Origin of the sequence: Pseudomonas mandelii, from assembly GCF_006438925.1 — a bacterium.
GTDB lineage: Bacteria > Pseudomonadota > Gammaproteobacteria > Pseudomonadales > Pseudomonadaceae > Aquipseudomonas > Aquipseudomonas mandelii_C.
Map to the genome: position 1 here is coordinate 453,606 of NZ_RCZA01000001.1, position 26,493 is coordinate 480,098.

Below are 26,493 nucleotides of genomic sequence, written 5' to 3' on the forward strand. Positions count from 1 at the left end.
AGACGCCGATGCTCGATATCAAGAACCTGCTGGTGCGCCGTGGTGAAGGCGCACAGGCTCATCACGTGCGACTGCCGCACTTGCAGGTCGGTGCCGGAGAAATCCTCGCCATCACCGGCGAGAGCGGCAGCGGCAAAAGCACGTTGCTCGAAGCCATCGGCCTGTTGCTCGCGCCGATTGAACTCGAGCGCTTTCGCCTGGGCGCGGCGCACGCTCAAGACATTGCCCAACTGCTGGCCACTGACGACCAGCCGGCGCTTGCAACCGTGCGTTCACGGCACTTGGGATTCATTTTGCAGAGCGGCGGCTTGCTGCCGTTCCTGAGCGTGCGGGATAACATCAGCCTGCCGCGCCGGTTGCTCGGGATGCCGGCAAAGAGCGAGCACATCGACCATGCGGTTGACGTGTTGCGCCTGCAAGGGTTGCTGGATAAACAACCCCAGGCCTTGTCGATCGGCGAGCGTCAGCGCGTTGCCTGCGTGCGCGCCATTGCCCATGAACCGCTGTTGCTGTTGGCCGACGAGCCGACCGCCGCGCTCGACCCCCACAGCGCCCGGCGCTTGTTCGAGTTGCTATTGAGCCTGGTGTCGAGCATGGGCCTGAGCGCGCTCGTTGTGTCCCATGACTGGGCCTTGCTGAAAGATTTCGGCTTGCCGCGACTCGGCGCCATCAGCCGTCAGGGAGAGACACTGTTTGAACCGATGGACTGATCGCTTGCGCCTGCTGGGCTCACTGGCGCTGCAAGACCTCTGGCACGACCGCAAGGTCTCGCTGTGCATCGCCGCGTCCCTGGTGGCGGTGATTGCGCCGTTGTTGCTGCTGTTCGGGCTCAAGCACGGGGTGGTCAGCCAGTTGCAGGACGAACTGCTGCGCGACCCGCGCAACCTTGAAGTGAAGATGCTCAGCAACGGCAACTACGACACGGCCTGGATCGAGCGTTTGCGCCTGCGCCCCGAAACCGGTTTTGCCCTCGGCCAGACGCGTTCGCTCAATACCCAGGCTGACCTGCTGATCGGCATGCAACGGTTTGTCGAAGGCGCGGAAATCATTGCCACGCAACCGGGCGACCCACAACTGAACCTGGCGTCGCTTACCCCCGTTGGCAATCAAGTGATCCTCAGCGCCAGCGCCGCGCAGCGCTTGCAGGCCAAGGTCGGCGACAGTGTGCAGCTGCGAGCCTTGCGCCGTCTGGAAGGTGTTAACGAGCGCGGCGAAATGACACTGACAGTGCTGGCGGTGCTCGACGGCGCCCGCTTCGGCCGCGCGGCCGGGTTTGTCGCCCCGCCGCTGCTGCTGGATCTGGAGCGCTTTCGCGACGGTTATCAGGTCAGGGCGTTCGGCGTTATCACCGGCAAGCCTCTGGGCGATCTGCAACCGCTGTACGCCCGCGCCCGCGTCTATGCGCGCGACATCGATCAGGTCGCGCCGCTGGAGCACTGGCTCAACGAACAACACATCGAAACCTCAAGCCGGCTGGCCGACATCGACAACGTCAAAGCCATCAACCATGTGCTGGGGCTGATCTTCGGCGTGATCGCTGTGGCCGCACTGATCGGCTGCGTGGCGTCGATGGTCGGCGCATTCCTGGCCAACATCGACCGCAAGCGCAAAAGCCTGGCGGTCTTGCGTCTGCTGGGTTTCAAGCGCAGGGCCGTCGGCGGTTTCGTGGTCCTGCAGGCGTTGGTGCTGAGCCTTGCGGGCTACGTCGGCGGGCTGGGGTTTTATGCCGTCGGCAGCCATTTATTCGACTACTTGCTCGGCAGCAGCCAGGCCACCGGCACCTTCGTTTGCCACATCACTGTCTGGCATGGCCTTGCCGCCCTGCTCCTGACTTTTTTGGTCGCTGCATTGGTGGCCGTGATCGGTGCCCTGCGAGCCATCAACATCCAACCTGCGGAGAGTCTGCGTGAGCTATAAACGTTTTGGCTTGCTGTTGCCCCTGAGCCTCGGCTACCTGCTCGACGCCTCGGCGGCGGGCTGGGAGGAGAAGTTTTACAACCCGATGCCGGACGCCGCCGACGTGGTGTTGCCGATGCCCTGCGAAGGCTCGATGGTATTTCGCAAGGTGTTTATTCCGGTGGCCGGGCCGCTCGACGATTACCCGATCAATATTGGTCAGGACGGCGCGGAGTATGGCTACGTCGAACAGACCCGCCCGACCTTTATCGCCGGCAGTTTTACCGGGGCCAAGAACGACAAGTCCCGCTACTACCTGATGGCCAAATACGAAATGAGTCAGTTGCAATACGCTGCGCTGACCGAAGCAACCTGCCCCACCGCCGCCACCAAAATGCGCGTGCCGCAAACCGCAGTGAGCTGGGTACAAGCCATCGACGCCGCCGACAAGTACAACCTGTGGCTGCGCAAAAACGCCGCCGACAAGTTGCCCAAGGAAGACGGCGCACAGGGTTTCCTGCGCCTGCCGACTGAAGTCGAGTGGGAGTTTGCCGCGCGCGGCGGGCTGGAAGTCGGTGCCGCGGAATTCCGTGATACACACTACCCGATGCCGGACGGCATCAACGCCTACGAGTGGTTCGCCGGGGCGCAATCGTCCAACGGCAAAGTGCAGTTATCCGGCCTGCAAAAGCCCAACCCGCTGGGTCTGCACGACATGCTCGGCAACGTCGACGAAATGATGTTCGAGCCGTTTCGCCTGAACAAACTTGATCGCCAGCACGGTCAGGCCGGCGGCTATGTGGTCCGTGGCGGCAACTACCTGACCGCCCAGGCCGACCTGCGCACGGCGTTGCGCAAGGAAGAGCCGTATTACAACGCCGACGGCCAGGTGAAAAACAAAACCACCGGCCTGCGCCTGGTCATGGTGTCGCCGACCCTGACGTCTCGCGAACGGGTCGCCAGCATCGAAAGCAGCTGGAAAAAACTCGGCACCGGCAGCAAGGAAGCCGAATCCGCCGACAAAGGCACGGTGCAATCCCTGAACAGCCTGGCCTCGGGCGTCGAAGACAAAGCCCTCAAGGAAAAACTCAAGGCCCTGGAGAACCAGCTGCGCGCCAGCAACCAGCAGCAGGAAGAAACCCGCGACCAGGCGATTCGCGCCAGCCTCAACCTGGGCGCATTCCTGTGCACCAAGATGCTCGACGACGGCCAGTACGTGGACTTCCTGCAAAAGAACTACAAGCTCAACTGCGAAAGCGCGGACAAAGACGCCAGTTGCGACATGCGCAAAGGCAAGCTCGACGAGCAGAAGGATCGCCTGCACAAACTCAGCCGTTACTACGCCAGCAGTCTGGTGGAATCGGCGACCTTGTACGGCCAGCCATTGCTTGAAACGCAAGTCCCGGTGATGGAAGAAATCATCACCCGCAACAAACAGCTGCAAGACCTCAAACCTTACTTGCGCACCCACTGGGCCAATCAGAAGGCGTTCCTGCAAAAGCAGAAGATCGACACTGAAGCCTGGCTGAACAGCTGCAAAACCGTTACTCAATAACTCACCTTAATAACAACACGTCAACACCGTCACCGAGGAGTTTCACCATGTCGCGCAGCCTTTGGACTCGCTTCAAGCTACAGATCGCTTTCGTACTGGCCGGCAGCCTGCTGCTGACCGGTTGCGCCAACACCGGTAGCTCCATGCTCGGCGACAACGAGGGGGCCGACCCGCGCCTGACCCAGGGCCAAGATTCAGAGTTCTTCAGCAAGTCCGGCTATCAGGCCTGCGCCATGGGCGCCGGTGTCGGCATCCTCGCTTGCGCGCTGTCCAACAGCAACAACAAAGCCGTGTGCGCCGTCGCCGCCGGTATTACCGCGTGCGGCGTGGCCATGGGTGCGAACTACTATCTGGATCAGCGTCGCAGCGAATACGCCGACACCACCACCCGCTTGGCTAAAATGAACAGCGACGTCGAACAAGACACCCAGAACGTGATCGCCCGTACCGCGACCGCTCAGCAAGTGATCAAGGATGACCAGGCGCAAATCGCCCAGATCAAAAAGGACATCGCCAACAAGAAAGTCGACAAGGCCAAGGCCCAGGTGCAAATCGCCGAGATCGATTCGAACATCGCACGCCTGCGTAAAGACCTCGGCAACATGCGCATCAAAGTCACCGAGTACACCAAAGTGGCAGACGCCGAGCGTGCACAAGGCGCCGCCGGCGCCGAGATCAAGCAGGTGGACATGAACATTATGAAAATGAACCAGAAAGTCGCCGCCCTGCAGAAGGAAGTCGACGGTCTGTACAGCCAACGCTCTGCAATCACCCTGGGCTAAGCACATGACGCTACGACAACTGGCGGTCCTCACCGCCGTCCTGGCCTTGAGCGGTTGCGCGACCAAGCCGGGCGAATGCGATGCGACCAATCGCGACAGCAGCATGCTGACCAAGATGAACTGCGACTACTCCGGTGGCTACAGCGATCAGGTCAAGCAGAAGGAACTGGCCCTGAGCGAGTCCCGTCAGCAAAACGCAATGTTCCGTCAGGTGTACGAGAACATTCAGGCCCAGCAGCTGAGCACCAAAACCGACCTGGCCAGCCAGCAGAAATCCCAGGCGGCGCTGAATCAGTCGCTGGGGCAGCTGCTGACCTCGCTCAAAGCACGGCATGGCAATGAAAGCCAGGTGCAGAAGCAGATTGCCGGGCTTGAGCAGCAACTCAAGGCTTCGCAGGCTGCGCCAACGACCAAAGCCACTCCAGCGACGCTGAAGGCCAAGCAGGAAGAGCTGAAGGCGTTGCAGAAGAAGGTCAATCAGCTGCAATTCAGCCTCGGCTACGAAGAGTAACTTTTCACCCCGCAGGCCTCCTGATGGAGGCCTGCACTTTTTTCAGGAATCGTCGTCATGCAGCGGGTCATCAGGGATGCGCAAGCCACACCGGAGGGGATGAGTGCGCTGCAAGCCAAAGTCGCCCTCATCCAGAAACACTTTCCGCCGACCGTCGCCAGCCTTTTTGCCATCCCGCGGATGGGCAGCGGCGACGTGCTGGAATGGTGGACCGAACTGGGTGGGCAACCTACGCCCTACGCTGACCTCAACGAGGACGCGCAACGACGTTTGCTGGAAACCTATGAAGTGCGCCAGACGTCCCTCGGACAGCTGGCGGACGAACTGCAAAGACGCGGTCAACCGACGGAAGCCGAAGACCTGCGCAGCCTGCTCGGCACACCGGAGCTGGACAAACTCTACAGCCTCAACGGTGAGCCATTGGTGGTGCGCTGGAACCAGCGCCCGCCCAAACCGATCGTACCGCCGGTTGTTCCGCTGGTGCCGGTTGTTCCGCCATCGCGTCGTGGCTGGTGGATCGCGGCGGCCTTGCTCGCGTTGTTGTTGCTGCTTCTGGCGCTGTGGCTTTGGTGGTTCTTGCACCGTGAGCCGGTTGTCGTGGCTCCACCGGTTGCGCCGGTTGCGCCCGTGGTGACGCCCGCCGAGAAACCGGTTGAGCCTGTTCCCGAGCCTGTCGTGGAACCGGAACCTGCTCCGGAACCAGAGCCCGTGCCCGAACCAGCACCAGTGCCGGCACCCAAGCCGGTCCCACCACCAAAACCGGTCGTGGCCGCGCCGCCACCACCACCGCCGCCACCTCCAGCCCCGACGCTGGACAACTACGCATGCCGCAAAAAAGCGCCTGATGCCGTGCCCCCGCAATTTGTGGTAGTACTCGACACCTCGGGCTCGATGGACTTGAACATCAAGTCGGTGAAAGCCGACGAGGACTGGTTCTTCGGCAATGAGATGAACAAGTACCTGGACCCGAACCGCACCATGCAGATCTTCGCCAAGCCCAGCCGCATGGACGTCGCCAAGGACTCGCTGGCCGGCATGATCAATGGACTGGACCCGAAGATCAACACGCGCCTGATCACCTTCGCCGGTTGCGAAAGAACACCGGACCAGGGCGTGTTCAAGTTTGGCGATCGTCAGCGGTTGATCAACGGGATTCGCGGTCTGGTTCCCGACGACGGCACCCCGCTGGCCGACAGCCTGGCCTACGCCGCCAGCACGGTCGACGGACGCAATAACGATGCAGTGATCGTGATGTTTGTCGACGGTGAGGACGGTTGTCAGAAAGACGCTTGCGCGGTGTCCCGCCGAATCGCCAAGGAACAGCCGCGCCTGCGGGTCAACGTGGTGAAAATCGGTGCCGGTGGCCCGTCACGTTGCATCGCTGAAAACACCGGTGGCCGGGTTTACAACAGCACCAATGCGGCGGAGCTGGGTAGCCAGCTGAAACAGGCAACCAAGGAAGTGTCCAGCAATGCCAAGTGCAACTGACTTGGGAACAGATCCTGAATTGAGGTGACCCCATCGCGAGCAGGCTCGCTCCCACACTGGATTTGTGATCGACACAAAACCCTGTGGGAGCGAGCCGGCTCCGGGCGGCGTTCCGACGATAGCTATTTCAGAGGCGCCTCAACGAAACCGGTCAACCTCGTGACGCAAGTCCGCCGCGAGCTTCTCCAACTCTTTGGCCGTCACGGCCAGGTTCGACACCACTTCGCGCTGCTCACTGTTGGCCAATGCAATGCTTTGCAGGTTGCTGCTGAGCAATGTCGCGGTGCTGCTCTGCTCCTGGGTCGCGGTGGTGATCGCCGCAAATTGCTGACCGGCCGAGCGGCTTTGCTCATCGATCCGCGCCAGGGCCGAAGCCACGTTGGCGTTGCGCGACAGGCCTTCCTGCATCAACAGGTTGCCCTGCTCCATGGTGCTGATGGCGTTACCGGTTTCCTGCTGAATGCTTTGGATCATGCCGGAAATTTCGTCGGTCGCTTCGCGAGTGCGTGAGGCCAGGTTACGAACTTCATCGGCCACGACGGCAAAACCACGCCCCTGCTCACCGGCACGGGCGGCTTCGATGGCGGCATTCAGCGCCAGCAGGTTGGTTTGATCGGCAATCGAGGTAATCACCCCGACAATGCCACCGATTTCCTGGGAGCGCTGACCCAAGGTATTGATCACCGTCGCCGTGCTGTTCAGCGCTCCAGCAATTTGTTCCAGGGACGAGGACGCTTCGTCCATCGACGTGCGACCGATCTGGGTTTGCTGTGCGTTTTCTTGAGCCAGACGCTGAGTGCTGCCCATGTTGTCGGCAATGTTCAGGGACGTTGCGCTGAACTCTTCCACGGCGCCGGCCATGCTGGTGATTTCGCCCGACTGCTGCTCCATCCCTTCATAGGCGCCACCGGACAGACCGGACAAGGCCTGGGCACGGCTGTTGACCTCTTGCGAGGCCTTGCGGATGTGCTCGACCATGGTCGACAGCGCCTGGCTCATCTGGTTGAACGCGCGGGCCAACTGACCGATTTCGTCATTGCTCGATACGTTCAAACGCACGCTCAAATCACCGGCGCCCAAGGCTTCGGCCTGACGCACCAGATCACCCAGCGGCGCGAGTTTGCTGCGCAACAGCCAGACCGCCGCTCCCACAGCGATCAACATCGCCAGCAGACTGCCAATCGCCAATTGAATGCCGACACTCCAGGTCACGGCACGAATTTCGGTTTTCGGCATGCTCGCCACCACCGACCACGGGCCGCCTTCAAACGGCACGGCAATGCTGTAGAAATCTTCGGACTTGTCGCTCCAGAACTCGCCCTTGCCCGGCGTTTTCGCCAAACCAACGATGGTCGGCGTCGCCTGATCCAGCGCTTGTACGCCCGCGATCGGCACCAGCCATTTGCCTTGGTCATCGAGCAACGCCAGGGAGCCGGTCTGGCCGATACGGAAGCGCTTGAGGTTGGCAAACTGCGCGTTCTGCGCGTCGGTGTAGTCGAATCCTACGAATAGAACAGCAATCACCTTACCGCCGCTGTCACGTACGGGGGTGTACTGAGTCATGTAGGAGCGTTCGAACAGCAAGGCGCGTCCGACGTAGGCCTGCCCCGCCATCAAGCGGGCATAGGCCGGGTTCGCGTGATCGAGCAGCGTGCCGATGGCTCGGGTGCCGTCCTGTTTGCTCAGGGACGTGCTGACCCGAATGAAGTCTTCGCCGCTGCGCACAAACACAGTCGCAACGCCGGCGGTCATTTGCTTGAACTCGTCCACTTCCTTGAAGTTGTTGTTCAGCACTTCGCTGCCCAGGTGCAGGCCCGGGGTCTGAGTGCCCGCCACGGCCACCGGCTCGTCCGGATGCACGCTCAACCCTGCGCTGAAGCGTTTCTCGAACAGACCGGCCAAGCGCTGGGTGCTTTCGCGCAACGTGCCGTGAAAGGTGCTCAACTGATCAGCCAGCAAACGGGCTTCACTGGCCAGGTGTTCTTCGCGGGTCGCGAGGTTGGCGGTGTCCAGCGAACGCAGGGCGAACACCGTACTGCCGCTGATGACAATCGCCAGTATCACGGCAAGCGCAAGACCAAGCTGTGAGGCGATCCGGGCACGAGGTTGAGACATGACAGCTCCTGGCCGAGCGACCGGATCTTCCTTGATCTGGCTGCACACTCAGCAAAATTCTAATAATGGGAATTGCGTCGAACCTGCACGAAGGTTCCACCTGCATTTTCGGCGGGAAAACGGAATACTTGAGTAATTAACCGGGATATGGCTCAAGGCCGCCATTGCGGCGGCTCTATCGATTCAGCCCAAGTGTTGAACGTCGGGCAATTCCATGGCTCGGGCTTCGCCTTGCAGGAAGTCGCTGAGCCTGCGCAAACGCTCACCTCCGGGGCGGGTTTTCGGCCAGACCAGGTAATATTTCTCACCGCTGGCGACGGCCGTCGGCCACGGCAGACTCAGACGTCCCTGAGCCACATCCTCCGCCACCATCAGCAGATCGCCCATGGACACGCCATAACCTCGGGCGGCGGCGATCATGCCCAGTTCCAGCGTGTCGAACACCTGCCCGCCCTTGAGCGACACCTGATCCGCCAACCCCATGCGTTCCAGCCAATTGCGCCAGTCGCGACGATCCGGTGTCGGGTGCAGCAGTTCGGCATTGGCCAGCCGCGCGACATCCCACGGTTGATCCTGCAGAAGATTCGGCGCACCGACTGGAATCAGCTCTTCCGGGAACAGGAAACTCGCCTCCCAGTCCGGCGGAAAATGCCCGTTGCTGAGGATGACGGCGCAGTCGAACGGTTCATGGTTGAAGTCCACCGAGTCGACGTCCATCCAGGCGCTGGTCAATTGCACCTCGTTGCCCGGCTGCAGGTGCCGAAAGCGGCTGAGCCGTGCCAGCAGCCAGCGCATGGTCAGGGTCGACGGTGCTTTCATGCGCAGGATGTCATCTTCGGCGCGCAAGGTATTGCAGGCCCGCTCCAGGGCGGTGAAGCCTTCGCGAATGCCGGGCAGGATCAACCGCGCCGATTCGGTCAGTTGCAGGTTGCGCCCGCTGCGGTGAAACAGCCGACAGGCAAAATGCTCTTCTAGCGTACGAATGTGCCGACTGACCGCGCTTTGGGTGATCGATAATTCTTCGGCCGCACGGGTAAACGAACTGTGCCGCGCCGCCGCTTCGAATGCGCGCAGGGCATACAAGGGAGGAAGACGACGGGACATTCGGAAAGCTCCTATAGCGGGGTTCGGTCACCCTAGCAGAAACTCTCCAGCATGAGTTTGAATCATGCAACCCATCCTTTTTATCCCTTTGTGCAAACCCCGGAGAGCGCCGAGAATCGACGCTTTCCTGTCCCTCTTTAATTATCGAGCGTGATGACCATGCAGCATCCAGCACGTACCGAACTCTGGGCCATCCTGCGGCTGGCGGGGCCGTTGATTGCCTCGCAGTTGGCGCACATGCTGATGGTCCTCACCGACACCTTGATGATGGCGCGCCTGAGTCCAGAGGCGCTGGCCGGTGGCGGCCTGGGCGCAGCAACTTACTCGTTCGTGTCGATCTTCTGCATTGGCGTGATCGCCGCGGTTGGCACCCTCGTGGCCATCCGTCAGGGTGCGGGCGATATCGTCGGCGCCGCCAGGCTGACCCAGGCCGGGTTATGGCTGGCGTGGTTGATGGCGTTGGTGGCCGGGCTGCTGCTGTGGAACCTCAAACCGGTGTTGCTGCTGTTCGGCCAGACCGAAACCAACGTCCACGCGGCCGGGCAGTTCCTGTTGATCCTGCCGTTCGCCCTGCCCGGCTACCTGAGCTTCATGGCCCTGCGCGGCTTTACCAGCGCCATCGGCCGGGCAACACCGGTGATGGTCATCAGCCTCGGCGGCACCGTGGCCAACTTCCTGCTCAATTACGCCTTGATTACCGGCATGTTCGGTCTGCCGAAACTGGGGTTGATGGGCATCGGGCTGGTGACCGCTGTTGTCGCCAACTGCATGGCGTTGGCGCTGGCCTGGCACATCCGTCGACATCCGGCTTACGACGCTTATCCCTTGCGCCAAGGCCTGTCGCGACCTAACCGTCAATACCTCAAGGAACTGTGGCGCCTGGGTCTGCCGATTGGTGGCACCTACGCGGTGGAAGTCGGACTGTTTGCGTTCGCCGCGCTGTGCATGGGCACCATGGGCAGTACGCAAATGGGCGCACACCAGATTGCCCTGCAAATCGTCTCGGTGGCGTTCATGGTTCCGGCGGGGATTTCCTATGCGATCACCATGCGCATCGGGCAGCACTACGGCGCCGGGCAGCTGCTGAATGCACGGCTGGCCGGACGGGTCGGCATCGCTTTTGGCGCGGCGGCGATGCTTGCCTTCGCCATGGTCTTCTGGTTGCTGCCGAATCAGTTGATCGGTTTGTTCCTGGACCACAACGACCCGGCGTTTCGCGACGTCATCAACCTGGCCGTGAGCCTGTTGGCAGTCGCCGCGTGGTTCGAGCTGTTCGACGGCACGCAAACCATCGCCATGGGCTGCATTCGCGGGCTCAAGGATGCCAAGACCACGTTCCTGGTGGGTTTGGGGTGCTATTGGCTGATCGGCGCGCCGGCCGCCTGGTGGATGGCCTTCCATTTGAATTGGGGGCCGACAGGCGTCTGGTGGGGATTGGCGCTGGGGCTGGCGTGCGCGGCGGTGAGTCTGACGCTGGCGTTTGAGTGGAAGATGAAGCGGATGATTCGGCAGGAGCCTGCGCCGCGGAATAGTTTCCCGGTCGCCCAGCCTGACTGAGACCCCCTATGGGAGCGAGCCTGCTCGCGATTGCGGTCTGTCAGTAAATAACTATGTCAACTGACACACCGCTATCGCGAGCAGGCTCGCTCCCACATTTGTTCGTGGTTAGCTCACGATTTCCAGGGCGGGCTGCTGACTGCTGCCAAAGCTCAAATACTCAACCAACTCCGCCAACGGCAACGGCTTGCTGATCAAATATCCCTGCACCTGATCGCAGCCAAACCCGCGCAACAGATCCAGTTGCTCCGGCGTTTCTACGCCTTCGGCGACCACTTCAAGATTGAGGTTGTGCGCCAGGTTGATCATCGCGTGGACCAGTTTGCGATTTTCTTCGCGCTGTTCCATGCCGCCGACAAAGCTCTTATCAATCTTCAGCAAGGTAATCGGCAGGCTGTTGAGGTGCACAAACGAAGAGAAACCGGTGCCGAAGTCGTCCAGGGAAAAGCGCACACCCAGACGCCCCAGGGCATCCATGGTCTGCTTCACCAGATCGCTGCGGCGCATCACCGCGGTTTCAGTCAGTTCGAATTCCAGCCATTGCGCCTCGACACCGCGCTCGGTAATCAGCCGGCTCAGGGTCGACAACAATTGGCTGTCCTGAAACTGCCGGAACGACAGGTTGATCGCCATGTGCAACGCCGGCAAACCCCGTTCGCGCAACGCTTGCATGTCGCGCAAGGCGCGGGAAATCACCCAGTAACCCAGCGGCACGATCAAACCGCTCTGCTCGGCCAGCGGCACGAACTCACTGGGTGGCAGCAAGCCGCGCTCGCCATGGCGCCAGCGCACCAAGGCTTCGAGGCCGACGATCTGCCCGTCCTCAAGGTTCAGGCGAGGCTGGTAATGCAGTTCCAGTTCATCCCGGCGCAACGCCCGGCGCAGCTCGCTTTCGAGATCGGCGATGCTGCGGGCATTGCGATTGATGCGTTCGTTGAAGATGTGAAAGGTACAGCCCTGAGTACTTTTGGCTTGTTGCATGGCGATGTGTGCGTGCCACATCAGCGGGTCGGCGCCGGCCTGGGCCCGGGCGTGGGCAATACCGAGGCTGGAACCGATCAACAGGCTTTCGCCGTCGACCCAGTAAGGCTCGGCCAGCGCTTCGGTAATGCGCTCGGCCATCCATTCGGCGCGTTGAGGCGCACGGCGGGTGTCGATCAGCAGGGCGAACTCATCACTGCCCAGTCGTGCCAGCTGATCGCCGGCCTCAAGCTGGCTTTTCAGCCGCGCGACTACTTGCAGGATCAACCGGTCACCGGCCTGGTGACCGAGGGCATCGTTGGCGTGACGGAAGTTGTCGAGATCAAGGTGACCGAGGGCCAGGCCGCGGCCGTCGTTTTCCGCCAGGCGCGCCGCCAGCAAGGTCTGGAAACCCTGGCGATTGGCGATGCCGGTGAGCGGGTCTTGCTCAGCCAGGCGCTGCAGGGTGTTTTCCAGCACGCCACGCTCGCGCACATGCCGCAGGCACCGGCGCAACATGCCGGGATCAAGGTGATCGCGTACCAGCCAGTCGCTCACCCCATCGGGCGGCGCCAGTGGCTCGTGCTCGAGCAGCAATACCGTCGGCAGGCTGCAACGGCCAGGTAGAGGTTGAAGCGCTGGAATCGTCAACAACACCGCGTTGCGGTTGTCATCGAACAGACTGCTGACTGACTCCCAGCTCGGTGCGCTGATGAGCACGGTCGAGCTCCCCATCGGAGCCAGACACTCGCGCAACAACGCTGCCCACGCTGGCTCTTCGGCCAGTAGCAGCAAACGCAAGGGTTCGACAGGCGTAGACAAGCTAGCTCCCTAGACTCTGCAAAGATGTAGGCGGCGGGCATTATGCAGCGCCGGTAACCAATGACCAAATGACCTCGGTTATCAAACGCGGCTTTGTATCTTGAATTACGAACATTAGACGCAAATTCACCGCGCATCCTGCGTGAAAGTATCAAAACCGGCAAATATAGATAGCGTGCTGCGTCACAAGTCGGAGAGAGCAGCACAAATCGCTGAGCCTGTTAAAATGCCGGCCCATTTCGCAAACGACTCCCTGATTTCGTATGTCCCGACTCAATCCCCGGCAGCAAGAAGCCGTGAGCTACGTCGGCGGCCCTCTTTTGGTGCTCGCCGGTGCAGGCTCCGGCAAGACCAGCGTGATCACGCGCAAGATCGCCCACTTGATCCAGAATTGCGGCATCCGCGCCCAGTACATCGTCGCCATGACCTTTACCAACAAGGCCGCGCGGGAGATGAAGGAACGGGTCGGCACCTTGCTCAAGGGCGGCGAAGGCCGCGGCCTGACCGTCTGTACCTTCCACAATCTGGGACTGAACATCATCCGCAAGGAACACGTGCGGCTGGGCTACAAGCCAGGTTTCTCGATCTTCGACGAGACCGATGTCAAAGCCCTGATGACCGACATCATGCAGAAGGAATACTCGGGCGACGACGGCGTCGACGAGATCAAGAACATGATCGGCTCGTGGAAAAACGACCTGATCCTGCCGCCCGAAGCCCTGGAAAACGCGCGCAACCCCAAGGAACAGACCGCCGCCATCGTCTACACCCACTATCAGCGCACGCTCAAGGCGTTCAACGCGGTGGACTTCGACGACCTGATCCTGCTGCCGGTGAAGCTGTTCCAGGAACACGCCGACATCCTCGAAAAATGGCAGAACAAAGTCCGCTACCTGCTGGTGGACGAATACCAGGACACCAACGCCAGCCAGTATTTGCTGGTGAAGTTGCTGATCGGCACGCGCAACCAGTTCACCGTGGTGGGTGATGACGACCAGTCGATCTATGCCTGGCGCGGCGCTCGCCCGGAAAACCTGATGCTGCTCAAGGACGATTACCCGTCCCTGAAAGTGGTGATGCTGGAGCAAAACTATCGCTCCACCAGCCGCATCCTGCGCTGCGCCAACGTGCTGATCTCGAACAACCCGCACGAGTTCGAAAAGCAGCTGTGGAGCGAGATGGGCCACGGCGACGAGATTCGCGTGATCCGTTGCCGCAACGAAGACGCCGAAGCCGAGCGTGTGGCCGTGGAATTGCTGACCCTGCACCTGCGCACGGACCGGCCGTACAGCGATTTTGCGATCCTGTACCGCGGCAACTACCAGGCCAAGCTGATCGAGCTGAAGCTGCAACACCACCAGATTCCGTATCGCCTCTCTGGCGGCAACAGCTTTTTCGGACGTCAGGAAGTGAAGGACCTGATGGCCTACTTCCGCCTGATCGTGAACCCGGACGACGACAACGCCTTCCTGCGGGTGATCAACGTCCCACGTCGGGAGATCGGTTCGACCACGCTGGAAAAGCTCGGCAACTACGCCACCGAACGCAAAATCTCGATGTACGCCGCCACCGACGAAATCGGTTTGGGCGAGCATCTGGATACGCGCTTCACCGATCGACTGTCGCGCTTCAAGCGCTTCATGGACAAGGTCCGCGAGCAGTGCGCCGGCGAAGACCCGATCTCGGCGCTGCGCAGCATGGTCATGGACATCGACTACGAGAACTGGCTGCGCACCAACAGCTCCAGCGATAAGGCCGCCGATTACCGCATGGGTAACGTCTGGTTCCTGATCGAGGCGTTGAAGAACACCCTCGAAAAAGACGAAGAAGGCGAGATGACCGTCGAAGACGCCATCGGCAAACTCGTCCTGCGCGACATGCTGGAACGTCAGCAAGAAGAGGAAGACGGCGCCGAAGGTGTGCAGATGATGACCCTGCACGCCTCCAAAGGTCTGGAATTCCCCTACGTGTTCATCATGGGCATGGAAGAGGAAATCCTCCCGCACCGCTCCAGTATCGAAGCCGACACCATCGAAGAAGAACGTCGGCTGGCCTACGTCGGAATTACCCGAGCGCGCCAGACGCTGGCCTTCACCTTCGCCGCCAAGCGTAAGCAATACGGCGAGATCATCGACTGCGCACCGAGCCGCTTTCTTGATGAGCTGCCGCCGGACGACCTGGCCTGGGAAGGCAACGACGACACACCGGTTGAAGTCAAAGCCGTTCGCGGGAATACCGCATTGGCGGATATACGCGCGATGTTAAAGCGCTAGAATCGACTACTTTTTAACCAGCCTTAGACGCACAGCCGTCCTTAGAGGAAAGCTTCATGGAAGCACTGCACAAGAAAATTCGCGAAGAAGGCATCGTGCTTTCCGATCAGGTCCTGAAAGTCGACGCCTTTCTGAACCACCAGATCGACCCGGCCCTGATGAAGCTGATCGGCGACGAATTCGCCACGCTGTTCAAGGATTCGGGCATCACCAAGATCGTCACCATCGAAGCCTCGGGCATTGCGCCGGCGATCATGACCGGTCTGAACCTCGGCGTACCGGTGATTTTTGCGCGCAAGCATCAGTCCCTGACCCTGACCGAAAACCTGCTGTCGGCGACGGTTTACTCGTTCACCAAGCAGACCGAAAGCACCGTGGCGATCTCCCCGCGCCACCTGACCAGCAGCGATCGCGTGCTGATCATCGATGACTTTTTGGCCAACGGTAAGGCGTCGCAAGCGCTGATCTCGATCATCAAACAGGCCGGCGCTACCGTCGCGGGTTTGGGTATCGTGATCGAGAAGTCGTTCCAGGGCGGCCGTGCGGAACTGGATGCTCAGGGTTATCGCGTTGAATCCCTGGCCCGCGTTCAGTCGCTGGCTGGCGGTGTCGTAACCTTCATCGAGTAACCCGCAACACCGCATTTCCCCTGTGGGAGCCAGCCTGCTGGCGATGGCCGTCTGTCAGTCATGAAGGTTTTGACTGACACGACGCCATCGCCAGCAGGCTGGCTCCCACAGTTGTTTTGTGTTGGCTGTTATGGCGCGGTGGCTTTGAGGCCGGTGAGCAATAGCCGCTGAAACAAATCCTCTTTCAGCCCTTCCGGGCTGGTCAGCTGCATCCGTTCCAGATGCTCGGGAAACGATGAAGGCTCTGGCGCATCGAGCGCTGCCTTGCCCAGTTCCAGAATCTCCGTGAGCTTGAACTTGCTCTTCAGCCAATTCAGCGCCCGCAATAGATCCTTCTCCTCAGCGGTGAAATCACAGCCCAACGGATACTCTGGAAACAACTGCGGATGCCGTGCCTGAATGGCCTGCAAGCGCTGCGGACTGTTGTCGGCGAAGCGTGGATCAATACGGAAATTCTTCGGTAACTTGTCGGCTGCCTGAGCCTGTTCGATCAACCCCGGCTGAAAACGGGAGTCGCTGATATTCAGCAACGCCTCGATCACCGCCGCATCGGTCTTGCCCCGCAGATCGGCGATGCCGTACTCGGTGATCACGATGTCTCGCAGGTGTCGCGGGATCGTGCAATGGCCGTACTCCCAGACAATGTTCGAACTGACCTCACCGCCTGATTCGCGCCAGCTGCGCAGAAGCAACACCGAACGCGCCCCTTCCAGTGCATGCCCTTGCGCTACGAAGTTGTATTGCCCGCCGACACCGCTGAGCACTCGCCCGTCTTCGAGCTGATCGGCCACGCCTGCACCCAGCAAGGTCATGGTAAACACGGTGTTGATGAAACGCGCATCAAGGCGCTGCAAGCGTTTGAGTTCTTCCTGACCGTAGAGCTCATTGATGTAGCTGATGCGGGTCATATTGAATTCGAGCCGCTTGCTGTGCGGCAGCTCGCGCAGGCGCTCATAGAAACTGCGCGGCCCAAGGAAGAAACCGCCATGCACCGAAATGCCGTCAGTTTGCGCGGCTTCATCCAGCGTGCCGGCATTCGCCTGTTGCTGGGTCGGCACATCCGGATAGACCTTGCGCCGCACGATCCCGGCGTCGGCCAGCACCAGCAAGCCGTTGACGAACATTTCGCTGCAACCGTAAAGGCCCTTGGCGAAAGGTTCGACGCCGCCTTCGCGGTCGATGAGTTGTGCCCATTGGCTGAGATTGATATCCGCCAGCAATGCCTTGTAACCGACATTGTCAGCTTGCCGCGCCAGCAGCGCAGCGGTCAGGGCATCACCCATGGCGCCGATGCCGATCTGCAAGGTGCCGCCGTCGCGCACCAGCGTGCTGGCGTGCAGCCCGATGAAGTGATCCTGGAAGCCCACCGGCATGTTCGGCGTGGAGAACAGCGTGGTGCTGTCCTTCTCGTCGATCAGCAGGTCGAACGTGTCGATACCGATTTCAGCATCGCCGGGCATGTACGGCAAATCGTTGTGCACCTGCCCCACCAGCAGGATCGTCTCCCCCGCCGCCCGACGCTTGGCAATCATCGGGAACAGGTCGAGGGTGATGTCCGGGTTGCAGCTCAGGCTCAGGCGGTCGGGGTGCTCGCTGTGGCTCGCCACCAATTGCGCCACCAGGTTCAATCCGGCGGCGTTGATGTCTCGAGCGGCGTGGCTGTAATTACTGCTGACGTAATCCTGCTGGGCCTGTGCGCTGTGGAGCAGGCTGCCGGGCTGCATGAAGAATTGCTGAACATGGATGTTGGACGGCAGGCTGTCGCGATGCAGGTCGGCCAGGAAATCCAGTTCCGGATAATCGCCAAACACCCGCTCGATGAAGGGCTCGAGAAAGCGCTTTTGCAAACCGTCGCCCAACGCTGGACGACCGAGGCATAGCGCGGTGTAGATCGTCAGCTGCCGTTCGGGCAACTGCGCGATGCGTTGAAACAGCGCGTTGACGAAGTGGTTGGGTTTGCCCAGACCGAGGGGCAGGCCCATGTGGATATGCGCCGGCAACCGTGCCAAGACATCATCGACCGCTTGCTCGATAGAACACAGCTGCACCATCTGATCCTCCCTTACATTCCGTGAATTGGGGTTGGACCGAGCTTGCCGCGTCTTTGCTGCAATGAACAGTCTCAGCCGTAAATCGCACGCACAAAAAAGCCGCTCGAAAGCGGCTTTTTGATGAAGATGAAGGCTTATTTCAGGCCGGACATCTTCTGGATGGCGCCTTTGAGCTCGGCGTCTGCGCAATCGGCGCAGGTGCCTTTTGGCGGCATCGAGTTGAGACCGGAGATAGCCTTGGCGAGCAGGCCGTCAACACCACCTTCTTTCTTGGCGCGCTCGCCCCAAGCGGCGGCATCACCGATTTTCGGCGCGCCCAACAGGCCGGTGCCGTGGCAAGCGTTGCAGTGTTTGGCAATCACTTCGTCAGGAGTTTTGGCACCACCACCGCCGCCAGCAGATGCCGCGACTTCCATCCCCTTGCACTCTTTACCCTGAACGCAAACCTGGCCGACCGGCTCAAGGCGTTTAGCAATTTCGTCGTTGGTCGCAGCTTGTGCGCCGACTGCCCAAAGGGCCAATACGGTTGCTGGTACGGCCAGCATTTTCATAATTAGATTCACGCGTTCACCCTCAATGGTGGCTAGTCACGCCCACGGCCACGGTTCGCAGGCGGGCGCAAGTATAACGGTAAGCCCGCCACACTGAAACAACCCTAAAGTCGGAGGGGTCTTATGCGTGGCGGAAAAACAACTCGGGCACCTGCGCAATGCTCGCGGGACGCCTCTTTTCTTAGAAATTCGCTGGAGTCGCTGCGCTGATTAGTCGCGCTGGCGCATCGAACGGATTGCGGAAACGGTGCGGTTTAGTACTTTCAAAGTAGTAGCTGTCGCCGGCTTCAAGCACAAAAGTTTCAAGCCCTACCACCAGTTCAAGTCGACCTTCGAGCAAAATCCCGGTTTCCTCGCCCTCATGGGTGAGCATCTCGTCACCGGTGTCGGCGCCTGGCGGGTAGATTTCGTTGAGGAACGCGATGGCCCGGCTCGGATGAGCCCTGCCGACCAGTTTCATGGTCACCGCGCCATCGGAAATATCGATCAGCTCGTTGGCTTTGTAGACGATCTGAGTCGGTTTTTCCTGCAGGATCTCTTCGGAAAAGAACTCGACCATGGACATGGGAATCCCGCCCAGTACCTTCCTCAGCGAACTGATCGAGGGGCTGACGCTGTTCTTCTCGATCATCGAAATGGTGCTGTTGGTGACGCCCGCGCGTTTGGCGAGTTCACGCTGGGAAAGTCCTTTGAGCTTACGGATGGATTGCAGTCGTTCACCGACGTCCAATGCTGGAGCCTCCAGGGATTCAGGTTGTTGGAATATTGAGCGTTATCATGGCGACAGCGTTCAGTATTTACAACACTTGGACCTGAATCCTGTTCGGTGAAGCGACTTTCGGTCGGGACGCTTTGACCTAAGCCCCGGAATAGAGCATTGGCACCCGGCGCAGGTTGCAGAATATCTGGTAAGGAATCGTGCCCGCGGCCGCAGCCACGTCACTGGCGAGAATGTTTTTGCCCCACAACTCGACGGTCGAACCAAGGCCGGCTTGCGGCACATCGGTCAGGTCAATGCAGAGCATGTCCATCGACACCCGGCCAATCAACTGGCTGCGCTGCCCGGCAACCATCACTGGCGTACCGGTCGGTGCCTGACGAGGGTAGCCGTCGGCGTAACCCATGGCCACCACGCCCACGCGCATCGGTTTCTGGGTGATGAATTTGGCGCCATAACCGATCGGCTCGCCAGCCGGCAGTTCACGCACGCAAATCACTTTCGATTCGAGGGTCATCACCGGTTGCAGGCGGGACGCCACGGCATTGGCTTCTTCAAACGGAGTCGCGCCGTAGAGCATGATGCCCGGGCGAACCCAATCACTTGGAATCTGCGGCCAACCAAGCACTGCCGGCGAGTTACGCAGGCTGACCTCTGCCGACAAGCCCTGGCGCGCCGCTTCGAACACAGCAACCTGTTCGGCACTGGCCTGACTGTGCAGCTCATCGGCCCGGGCGAAGTGGCTCATCAGTACAATCTTCGCGACCTTGCCGCTGGCCAGCAGCCGTTGATAGCCCGCCTGATAATCCTTTGGATGCAAGCCCACCCGATGCATGCCCGAATCGAGTTTGAGCCAGACCGTGATCGGCTTGCTCAGTGCAGCGTTCTCGATGGCTTCGAGCTGCCACAGCGAATGCACCACGCACCAGAAGTCATGCTCGACGATCAGCGACAGCTCATCGGCCTCGAAAAAACCTTCCAGCAGCAACACCGGCGCACGAATGCCCGCGGCTCGCAGCTCCAACGCTTCTTCGATGCAGGCCACGGCAAACCCGTCCGCCTCGGCTTCCAGCGCCTGGGCGCAGCGCACCGCGCCATGGCCGTAGGCATCGGCCTTGATCACCGCGAGGGCCTTGGCCCCCGTGACTTCACGGGCGATTTGATAGTTGTGACGCAGGGCTTGAAGGTCGATCAGGGCACGGGCAGGACGCATGGCGGCAGACTTCTGGTCGGGTCATTGGGGAAGAAAAACCGGCGCTGGCTGACGGCGTGAACCGCCAGTAGCAGCACCGGGAGAGGGATCTTTCTGACGGGTTTATGGCAGAGCGGCGACTACCGACAGCTCAACCAGGATTTCCGGTTCGCACAGCTTCGATTCAACAGTGGCACGGGCCGGTGCGACGCCTTTTGGCAGCCACTTGTCCCAGACCGCGTTCATGCCTTCAAAGTGCGCATCAATGTCTTTCAAGTAAATCGTCACCGACAGTAAACGGCTCTTGTCGGTCCCGGCCAAATCCAGCAAACGCTCGATGTTGGCAAGCGTTTCACGGGTCTGCTGTTCAATCCCGGCGTTCATATCGTCGCCGACCTGCCCTGCCAGATACACGGTACCGCTGTGGACTACGATCTGGCTCATGCGCTCATTGGTGAGCTGGCGCTGGATTGACATGTTTTGCGGACTCCTGAATTTTTTTGCCATAACGGGAAATATCGAGGCCTTCGGCGCTGATCTGCGGCGTTTTCTTCGCCATCAGATCGGCCAGCAAGCGACCGGAACCGCACGCCATGGTCCAACCAAGCGTGCCGTGACCCGTGTTCAAAAACAGATTGCTGAACGGCGTAGCACCCACGATCGGCGTGCCGTCCGGCGTAGTCGGACGCAGACCGGTCCAGAAACTCGCCTGGGCCAGATCGCCGCCCTGAGGATAGAGGTCGTTGACGATCATCTCCAGGGTTTCACGCCGACGCGGGTTCAGCGACAGGTCAAAACCGGCTATTTCAGCCATGCCACCGACGCGGATGCGGTTGTCGAAACGGGTAATCGCGACCTTGTAGGTCTCGTCGAGGATAGTCGAAGTCGGGGCCATCGCCGGGTTGGTGATCGGCACCGTCAAGGAATAACCCTTGAGCGGATACACCGGCGCCTTGATACCCAGCGGCTTGAGCAGTTGCGGCGAGTAGCTGCCCAGGGCCAGCACATAGCGATCAGCGGTTTCCAGCTTGCCATCGATCCATACGCCGTTGATGCGATCACCGGCGTAGTCGAGACGCTGAATGTCCTGGTCGAAGCGGAATTCAACACCCAGATTCGCAGCCATCTCGGCGAGCTTGGTGGTGAACATCTGGCAGTCGCCCGTCTGGTCGTTCGGCAGGCGCAGGGCACCCGCGAGGATGCCGGTGACGCTGGCCAGCGCCGGCTCAACGCGGGCAATGCCGGCGCGGTCGAGCAGTTCGAACGGCACGCCGGACTCTTTCAGCACGGCGATGTCTTTCCAGGCGCCGTCGAGTTGGGCCTGGGTGCGGAACAGTTGGGTAGTACCGAGGCTGCGGCCTTCGTAGGCAATGCCGGTTTCGGCGCGCAATTCATCGAGGCAGTCACGGCTGTATTCGGACAGGCGGACCATGCGCTCTTTGTTCACCGCATAACGGCTGGCGGTGCAGTTGCGCAGCATCTGCGCCATCCACAGGTATTGGTCGATGTCAGCGGTGGCCTTGATCGCCAGCGGTGCGTGGCGCTGCAACAGCCACTTGATGGCCTTGAGCGGCACGCCCGGCGCGGCCCACGGCGAGGCATAACCCGGCGAAACCTGCCCGGCGTTGGCGAAACTGGTCTCCATGGCAGCTGCCGGCTGACGGTCCACGACCACCACTTCAAACCCGGCACGCGCCAGATAATAGGCACTGGTAGTACCGATGACGCCGCTACCCAAGACCATAACGCGCATTTTCATATCCCTCATCGCGGCTTGCCGCTGACGTTCGTAGTTGTCGAGCATTGATGTGCGCAGTGTAAAAAAGATTAGGCAGTGCTTTTCACTATATAAGTGCCTATATTTGGCGAGAATTCTCGGCAAAAACGCTTTTCACGGAGGCGCATCCCCTATGCGTACCAACACTCAGACCAAACGTGAGCTGGACAAGATCGACCGCAACATCCTGCGGATCCTGCAAGCGGACGGGCGTATCTCCTTCACCGAGCTGGGGGAAAAGGTCGGGCTCTCGACCACGCCGTGTACCGAGCGGGTCCGGCGGCTGGAGCGCGAAGGGATCATCATGGGCTACAACGCCCGGCTCAATCCGCAGCACCTCAAGGGTAGTCTTCTGGTATTCGTCGAGATCAGTCTCGACTACAAATCCGGCGATACTTTCGAAGAGTTCCGACGCGCGGTCCTGAAGCTTCCACACGTGCTGGAGTGCCATTTGGTGTCAGGGGATTTCGACTATCTGGTGAAAGCGCGGATTTCCGAGATGGCCTCGTACCGCAAACTGCTGGGCGACATCCTGCTCAAGCTGCCGCATGTGCGCGAATCCAAGAGCTACATCGTGATGGAAGAGGTGAAAGAGAGCTTGAACCTGCCGATTCCGGATTGAAGATCAAAAGATCGCAGCCTTCGGCAGCTCCTACAGGTGTACGCATTCCATGTAGGAGCTGCCGAAGGCTGCGATCTTTTAACTGGCGACGCTTAAACCAGCACCTGCCGCGTCGAAGCCATGTACTCGTGAATCTGCTTCTCGACCCGCGGATGAATCAGCTCCACCGGCCCCCGCCCATTTGGGCACGGCAAAGTCTTGGTGGTGCCGAACAACCGGCAAATCAGCGGCCGCTCGTCATACACGGTGCAGCCATTGGGCCCGAGGTGAACGCAATTGAGCTCATCCATCGCAGCGTCCTGCTCGGCCCGGGTCTTGCGCGGCAGGCGGGACATTTCTTCCGGTGAGGTGGTCACCGGCCCACAGCAGTCATGGCAGCCGGGCACGCACTCGAACGAGGGGATCTGCTGCCGCAGCGTGCGAATTTTCTGACTGTTGCAGCTCATCGAAGCGGTGACCAAAAGCGGAATAGAGCGGGATTCTGACGTAAAAGCCCCGATCCAGACAGCACCAACCGACCAGTGTTGCCCGTGTCCGAAGGTCCGGCTTATGCTCCGTCAAATTTTCTAGACACAAGAATCAGGATCACGCACATGAATGCCCGTGCTCAGCAACCTGCCCCGAACCACCAGCACCCTGCTTCTTACTACGCCGCCAGCAGCCTGCCGCAGCCCGATCATCCGGTGCTCACAGGCGACCTGGTGGCTGACGTGTGCGTGGTCGGTGGCGGGTTCTCCGGATTGAACACGGCGCTCGAACTGGCCGAACGCGGCTTCAATGTGATCCTGCTCGAAGCTCACAAAATCGGTTGGGGCGCCAGCGGACGCAATGGCGGACAGTTGATTCGTGGCGTCGGCCATGGCCTCGATCAGTTCGCCAACGTGGTCGGTGCGGACGGCGTGCGCCAGATGAAACTCATGGGCCTGGAAGCGGTGGAAATCGTCCGACAGCGCGTCGAGCGTTTTCAGATCCCATGCGACCTCACGTGGGGCTATTGCGATCTGGCCAACAAACCCCGCGACCTCGAAGGTTTCGCTGAAGACGCCGATGAGTTGCGCAGTCTCGATTACCGTTACGAAACCCGTCTGCTGCAAGCCAGTGAAATGCATTCCGTAGTGGGTTCCGATCGTTACGTCGGCGGTTTGATCGACATGGGCTCAGGGCACCTGCATCCGCTGAACCTGGCATTGGGCGAAGCCGCCGCCGCGCAGCAGTTGGGGGTGAAGCTGTTCGAACAATCGGCAGTCACCCGCATCGATTATGGCCCCGAGGTCAAGGTCCATACCGCCCAAGGCTCGGTTCGCGCCAAGATGCTGGTGCTGGGCTGCAACGCCTACCTTAATGAACTCAATCCCGAACTCAGCGGCAAGGTGCTGCCCGCCGGCAGCTACATCATCGCCACCGAACCCTTGAGTGAAGCGCTGGCACACTCACTGCTGCCGCAGAACATGGCGGTCTGCGATCAACGGGTCGCGCTGGATTACTACCGGCTCTCGGCGGACCGCCGCTTGCTGTTTGGCGGCGCCTGCCATTATTCAGGTCGCGACCCGAACGACATCGCCGCCTACATGCGGCCGAAGATGCTGGAGGTTTTCCCGCAACTGGCCGGGGTGAAGATCGACTATCAATGGGGCGGGATGATCGGCATCGGCGCCAACCGTCTGCCGCAGATCGGGCGACTCAAGGATCAACCGAATGTGTATTACGCCCAGGCTTATTCCGGTCACGGCGTGAATGCCACGCACCTGGCCGGGAAGTTGTTGGCTGAGGCTATCAGTGGTCAGCAGAGTGGAGGGTTTGATCTGTTTGCCAAGGTGCCGCATATCACGTTCCCTGGCGGTAAGCATTTGCGCTCGCCGCTGTTGGCGTTGGGGATGTTGTGGCATCGTCTCAAAGAGTTGGTCTGAGGGATTTCCAGCGTCTGTACCGACGCCTTCGCGAGCAGGCTCGCTCCCACAGGACCTGTGTCGTTCACAAATCCCCTGTGGGAGCGAGCCTGCTCGCGAATCGGTTCAAAGAACACCGCAAGACTCAGATCCGCCAGAACGGTTTAAGCCCCTCCTCCCGCGCCTGCTCCCGACTCAACCCGACGTCCTTGAGCTGCTCAGTCGTGAGCTCCAGCAATGCCTTGCGCGTGTGCAGACGATGCCAGAACAGGCCCCAGCGACTCAGGCCGGACGGTGCGTTGCGCATGACCGCCTCGCGTGCGCCGTTGTTTTGCCCTGCCGCCAGTTCCTGACTGTGTAATGTCAGCCGCACATCGCTCAAGCCGTTCATTTTGATTGCTCCTGTTTACTTGGGTAGCCAGAGCTTTCATGATGCGTCGACGGCGAAAAGCATTACAGATTCAAAGAGGCTGTATTAACTCCATACAGATTTTGCCTTTCAGCGTCTGAATCTCATATTTTCGACCCATCTGTACTGGTCAACCGAATCACCCACACCGAGACTGCACCATGACCCTTTACGTCAACCTCGCCGAACTGCTCGGCACGCGTATCGAACAGGGCTTCTATCGCCCCGGCGACCGGCTGCCGTCGGTGCGGGCGTTGAGTGTTGAGCACGGCGTCAGCCTGAGCACGGTGCAGCAGGCGTATCGCGTGCTGGAAGACAGCGGCCTGGCGACACCCAAACCCAAGTCGGGCTACTTCGTACCGGTGGGTCGTGAACTGCCGGAGCTTCCGGCCATTGGCCGCCCGGCACAGCGGCCAGTGGATATTTCCCAGTGGGATCAAGTGCTGGAACTGATCCGCGCGGTGCCACGCAAGGATGTGGTGCAACTGGGTCGCGGCATGCCGGACATCACCACGCCGACCATGAAACCGCTGCTGCGCAACCTGGCGCGAATCAGCCGGCGGCAGGACATGCCCGGTCTGTATTACGACAACATCTATGGCACCCTCGAACTGCGCGAACAGATTGCCCGTCTGCTGCTCGATTCCGGCTGCCAGTTGAGTGCCAACGACCTGGTGATCACCACCGGTTGTCACGAAGCGCTGTCCACCAGCATCCGCTCCATCTGCGAGCCGGGCGACATTGTGGCCGTGGACTCGCCAAGCTTTCACGGCGCCATGCAGACACTCAAGGGCCTGGGCATGAAAGCTCTGGAAATCCCCACCGACCCGCTCACCGGGATCAGCCTCGATGCCCTCGAACTGGCGTTGGAGCAATGGCCAATCAAGGCCATACAGTTGACCCCCAACTGCAACAACCCGCTGGGCTACATCATGCCGGAGTCGCGCAAACGCGCGTTGTTGACACTCGCACAGCGCTTCGACGTGGCGATCATCGAGGACGATGTGTATGGCGAACTGGCCTACACCTACCCGCGCCCGCGTACGATCAAATCCTTCGACGAAGATGGCCGCGTCCTGCTGTGCAGTTCCTTTTCCAAGACCCTGGCGCCGGGGCTGCGTATCGGTTGGGTGGCGCCGGGACGGTATCTGGAACGGGTGCTGCACATGAAATACATCAGCACCGGCTCTACCGCGCCGCAACCGCAAATCGCGATTGCCGAATTCCTCAAGGCTGGACATTTCGAACCGCATTTGCGGCGGATGCGCACCCAATACCAGCGCAATCGCGACGTGATGATCGATTGGGTCAGCCGCTATTTTCCGGCCGGTACCCGCGCCAGTCGTCCTCAGGGCAGCTTTATGCTCTGGGTCGAGCTGCCGGAGGGTTTTGACACCCTGAAACTGAATCGTGCGCTGCACGACCAAGGCGTACAGATTGCCGTCGGCAGCATCTTTTCCGCTTCGGGTAAGTACCGCAATTGCCTGCGCATGAACTACGCTGCAAAAACAACCCCGCAGATCGAAGAAGCGGTGCGTAAGGTCGGCGCGGCGGCGATAAAACTTCTGGCGGAAACCGACTGACCTTTCTCCGCC

General features: G+C 60.4%; 23 protein-coding genes. 12 read left to right on the forward strand and 11 right to left on the reverse strand.

Translation table 11 applies throughout. The annotated features are described in order from the left end of the window. The first annotated feature begins 8 nt into the window (after positions 1-8). The 6 genes from EAH74_RS02165 to EAH74_RS02190 are packed head-to-tail and all read left to right on the forward strand — an operon-like array spanning position 9 to position 6,232. A complete protein-coding gene (locus tag EAH74_RS02165; RefSeq protein ID WP_140675458.1) occupies positions 9-710 on the forward strand; it encodes an ABC transporter ATP-binding protein in 702 nt (233 codons plus the stop codon). Continuing rightward, a complete protein-coding gene (locus EAH74_RS02170) occupies positions 694-1,917 on the forward strand; it encodes an ABC transporter permease (RefSeq protein WP_140675462.1) in 1,224 nt (407 codons plus the stop codon). The genes EAH74_RS02165 and EAH74_RS02170 overlap by 17 nt, the downstream gene beginning before the upstream one ends. After that, positions 1,907-3,451, forward strand: coding sequence for an SUMF1/EgtB/PvdO family nonheme iron enzyme (locus EAH74_RS02175; protein ID WP_140675465.1), 1,545 nt, complete (start codon positions 1,907-1,909; stop codon positions 3,449-3,451). Before EAH74_RS02170 ends, EAH74_RS02175 begins: the two co-directional genes overlap by 11 nt. Before the next feature lie 47 nt (positions 3,452-3,498). Next, positions 3,499-4,233: a hypothetical protein gene (locus tag EAH74_RS02180; protein ID WP_140675468.1), complete on the forward strand. Its 735-nt coding sequence runs from the start codon at positions 3,499-3,501 to the stop codon at positions 4,231-4,233. 4 nt (positions 4,234-4,237) lie between these two features. Next, complete coding sequence (locus EAH74_RS02185) at positions 4,238-4,744, forward strand: hypothetical protein (RefSeq protein ID WP_129440031.1); 507 nt, start codon at positions 4,238-4,240, stop codon at positions 4,742-4,744. Positions 4,745-4,801: 57 nt separating this feature from the next. Continuing rightward, positions 4,802-6,232, forward strand: a complete 1,431-nt coding sequence (locus tag EAH74_RS02190; protein WP_140675471.1) for a vWA domain-containing protein — start codon at positions 4,802-4,804, stop codon at positions 6,230-6,232. A gap of 138 nt (positions 6,233-6,370) precedes the next feature. On the opposite strand, the gene EAH74_RS02195 is transcribed toward EAH74_RS02190, so the two are convergent. Further along, positions 6,371-8,347, reverse strand: coding sequence for a methyl-accepting chemotaxis protein (locus tag EAH74_RS02195; RefSeq protein ID WP_140675474.1), 1,977 nt, complete (start codon positions 8,345-8,347; stop codon positions 6,371-6,373). Between the two features lie 183 nt (positions 8,348-8,530). Next, positions 8,531-9,451: a LysR substrate-binding domain-containing protein gene (locus tag EAH74_RS02205; RefSeq protein ID WP_140675477.1), complete on the reverse strand. Its 921-nt coding sequence runs from the start codon at positions 9,449-9,451 to the stop codon at positions 8,531-8,533. Between the two features lie 159 nt (positions 9,452-9,610). Here EAH74_RS02205 and EAH74_RS02210 point away from each other — a divergent pair, with 159 nt between their 5' ends. Continuing rightward, positions 9,611-11,008 carry a NorM family multidrug efflux MATE transporter gene (locus EAH74_RS02210; protein ID WP_140675479.1) on the forward strand — a complete coding sequence of 466 codons (1,398 nt, stop codon included), beginning with the start codon at positions 9,611-9,613 and terminating at the stop codon, positions 11,006-11,008. Between the two features lie 108 nt (positions 11,009-11,116). Here EAH74_RS02210 and EAH74_RS02215 read toward each other — a convergent pair whose 3' ends face one another. Continuing rightward, the gene (locus tag EAH74_RS02215; RefSeq protein ID WP_140675482.1) at positions 11,117-12,790 is read right to left on the reverse strand and encodes a putative bifunctional diguanylate cyclase/phosphodiesterase; all 1,674 of its coding nucleotides are present in this window, start codon (positions 12,788-12,790) and stop codon (positions 11,117-11,119) included. A 263-nt stretch (positions 12,791-13,053) separates the two neighbouring features. On the opposite strand from EAH74_RS02215, the gene rep reads away from it, so the two are divergent. Continuing rightward, positions 13,054-15,063, forward strand: coding sequence for a DNA helicase Rep (gene rep, locus EAH74_RS02220; protein WP_123367140.1), 2,010 nt, complete (start codon positions 13,054-13,056; stop codon positions 15,061-15,063). 56 nt (positions 15,064-15,119) lie between these two features. Next, complete coding sequence (locus EAH74_RS02225; protein WP_020799401.1) at positions 15,120-15,692, forward strand: xanthine phosphoribosyltransferase; 573 nt, start codon at positions 15,120-15,122, stop codon at positions 15,690-15,692. Between the two features lie 128 nt (positions 15,693-15,820). On the opposite strand, the gene EAH74_RS02230 is transcribed toward EAH74_RS02225, so the two are convergent. The 6 genes from EAH74_RS02230 to dadA all read right to left on the reverse strand — a co-directional run bounded on the left by EAH74_RS02230 (position 15,821) and on the right by dadA (position 21,957). Continuing rightward, positions 15,821-17,743, reverse strand: a complete 1,923-nt coding sequence (locus tag EAH74_RS02230; RefSeq protein ID WP_140675485.1) for an acetyl-CoA hydrolase/transferase C-terminal domain-containing protein — start codon at positions 17,741-17,743, stop codon at positions 15,821-15,823. Positions 17,744-17,877: 134 nt separating this feature from the next. Further along, on the reverse strand, positions 17,878-18,294 hold the full coding sequence (locus tag EAH74_RS02235; RefSeq protein WP_140676142.1) for a c-type cytochrome: 417 nt from the start codon (positions 18,292-18,294) through the stop codon (positions 17,878-17,880). A gap of 181 nt (positions 18,295-18,475) precedes the next feature. Next, on the reverse strand, positions 18,476-19,024 hold the full coding sequence (locus EAH74_RS02240; RefSeq protein WP_008150195.1) for a cupin domain-containing protein: 549 nt from the start codon (positions 19,022-19,024) through the stop codon (positions 18,476-18,478). A gap of 127 nt (positions 19,025-19,151) precedes the next feature. Next, positions 19,152-20,225, reverse strand: a complete 1,074-nt coding sequence (gene alr / locus EAH74_RS02245; RefSeq protein ID WP_140675488.1) for an alanine racemase — start codon at positions 20,223-20,225, stop codon at positions 19,152-19,154. A gap of 102 nt (positions 20,226-20,327) precedes the next feature. Further along, the gene (locus EAH74_RS02250) at positions 20,328-20,681 is read right to left on the reverse strand and encodes a RidA family protein (protein ID WP_008150191.1); all 354 of its coding nucleotides are present in this window, start codon (positions 20,679-20,681) and stop codon (positions 20,328-20,330) included. Continuing rightward, on the reverse strand, positions 20,653-21,957 hold the full coding sequence (gene dadA, locus EAH74_RS02255; RefSeq protein WP_123367170.1) for a D-amino acid dehydrogenase: 1,305 nt from the start codon (positions 21,955-21,957) through the stop codon (positions 20,653-20,655). The genes EAH74_RS02250 and dadA overlap by 29 nt, the downstream gene beginning before the upstream one ends. A 157-nt stretch (positions 21,958-22,114) precedes the next feature. Here dadA and EAH74_RS02260 point away from each other — a divergent pair, with 157 nt between their 5' ends. Continuing rightward, positions 22,115-22,603: an Lrp/AsnC ligand binding domain-containing protein gene (locus tag EAH74_RS02260; protein WP_003206849.1), complete on the forward strand. Its 489-nt coding sequence runs from the start codon at positions 22,115-22,117 to the stop codon at positions 22,601-22,603. A gap of 92 nt (positions 22,604-22,695) precedes the next feature. Here the strand turns inward: EAH74_RS02260 and EAH74_RS02265 are convergent, their stop codons facing one another. Then, the gene (locus tag EAH74_RS02265; protein ID WP_007947437.1) at positions 22,696-23,049 is read right to left on the reverse strand and encodes a YkgJ family cysteine cluster protein; all 354 of its coding nucleotides are present in this window, start codon (positions 23,047-23,049) and stop codon (positions 22,696-22,698) included. A gap of 147 nt (positions 23,050-23,196) precedes the next feature. Between EAH74_RS02265 and EAH74_RS02270 the strand changes: the two genes are divergently transcribed. Continuing rightward, positions 23,197-24,510, forward strand: a complete 1,314-nt coding sequence (locus EAH74_RS02270) for an NAD(P)/FAD-dependent oxidoreductase (RefSeq protein WP_140675491.1) — start codon at positions 23,197-23,199, stop codon at positions 24,508-24,510. A 124-nt stretch (positions 24,511-24,634) separates the two neighbouring features. On the opposite strand, the gene EAH74_RS02275 is transcribed toward EAH74_RS02270, so the two are convergent. Continuing rightward, positions 24,635-24,880, reverse strand: coding sequence for a DUF1127 domain-containing protein (locus EAH74_RS02275; RefSeq protein ID WP_140675494.1), 246 nt, complete (start codon positions 24,878-24,880; stop codon positions 24,635-24,637). Positions 24,881-25,059: 179 nt separating this feature from the next. On the opposite strand from EAH74_RS02275, the gene EAH74_RS02280 reads away from it, so the two are divergent. Then, on the forward strand, positions 25,060-26,481 hold the full coding sequence (locus EAH74_RS02280) for a PLP-dependent aminotransferase family protein (protein ID WP_140675497.1): 1,422 nt from the start codon (positions 25,060-25,062) through the stop codon (positions 26,479-26,481). The last annotated feature ends 12 nt before the right edge of the window (positions 26,482-26,493 follow it).